Source organism: Bartonella sp. AC130YNZD (assembly GCF_042196865.1).
In the GTDB taxonomy this organism is placed as follows: Bacteria; Pseudomonadota; Alphaproteobacteria; order Rhizobiales; family Rhizobiaceae; genus Bartonella.
In genome coordinates this window covers 1-984 of the sequence record NZ_JBHIQZ010000125.1, presented here as the reverse complement: position 1 = coordinate 984, position 984 = coordinate 1, and the positions used below count along the sequence as shown (strand labels likewise).

The 984-nt window shown below is 38.2% G+C and carries 1 protein-coding gene and 1 pseudogene; both read left to right on the top strand.

The genetic code is table 11. From position 1 onward, the window contains the following. Nucleotides 1-69: 69 nt before the first annotated feature. Complete coding sequence (locus ACFINU_RS10050) at nt 70-864, top strand: ERF family protein (protein WP_375619021.1); 795 nt, start codon at nt 70-72, stop codon at nt 862-864. A gap of 1 nt (nt 865) precedes the next feature. Beyond that, nucleotides 866-984 (top strand): annotated as a pseudogene (locus ACFINU_RS10045) (exonuclease); the annotation flags it as partial.

Sequence of the window (984 nt, the reverse complement as noted above, 5' to 3'; positions counted from 1 at the left end):
CAACCAACTTTTAAACACCAGCGTGATTCACGCCACGGGTGAATTGCGCTCAAATAGGAGGAAATCAAGATGAGTGAACAAAACACTAACCTAACAGAAATTGAAGAAACACATCATTTAGCCGTCGAACAAACTGCTATGGAACGCATTTTAAATAGAGCCTTAGAAAATGACATCGATATGGACCGTTTAGAGCGTCTCATTGCCTTACGAGAAAAAGAAATAGAACGACAAAACTACGAAAGATTTGCCTGTGATCTTTCGAATATGCAAATAGAATATCAAAAAATACAAAAAAACTCTACAAACACCCATACAAACAGCCAATATGCAACCCTTGACCAGTACATTGATGCTGTAAAGAAGCCTCTTGCAAAACACCGATTTGCTTTGTTTTCTCGTATCAAAGAACAGAGTTCAGACAATATAATTATAGAAATGACTTTGACGCATCCGTCTGGAAATAAAATCTCAACAGAAGGAAAGTTTCCTTATGACACTAAAGGATGCAAATCAAATATACAATCGGTTGGTTCTGCAATCACATACGCACGCAGATATCTGTTAGGTATGCTTCTTAATGTCGTGAGTGAAGATGATGATACGGATGGGAACCCGCCTATTAAAAAGGCTTTTCCACAACAGATCAATGAAATCAGAAGACTCATCGTACAAACCCAAACAGAAGAAGAAAAAATACTTACTTATGTCAACGTCAAAAAGCTTGACGATATGTCTGAAGGACAAGCACAAACGGTGTTACATCTTTTGAAAAATAAACAAAACAAGCAAAAGGTAGAAACAGATTCTACTATACAAGATGCCGATATAGCAACGCCACACGAACAACAAACGGCGGTGTGAGATGGAGCAAAGAACAGCAGAATGGTTTCAAGCGCGCTTAGGGAAAGTCACTGCTTCAAACGTTTACAACGTACTCAGTAAGACAGCAAAAGGTTTGCCTACAAGCAAATATGAAGATTA

Coding starts and splice junctions, on each gene's coding strand:
- ACFINU_RS10050 (WP_375619021.1), top strand. CDS start 70: ATGAGTGAACAAAACACTAACCTAACAGAAATTGAAGAAACACATCAT.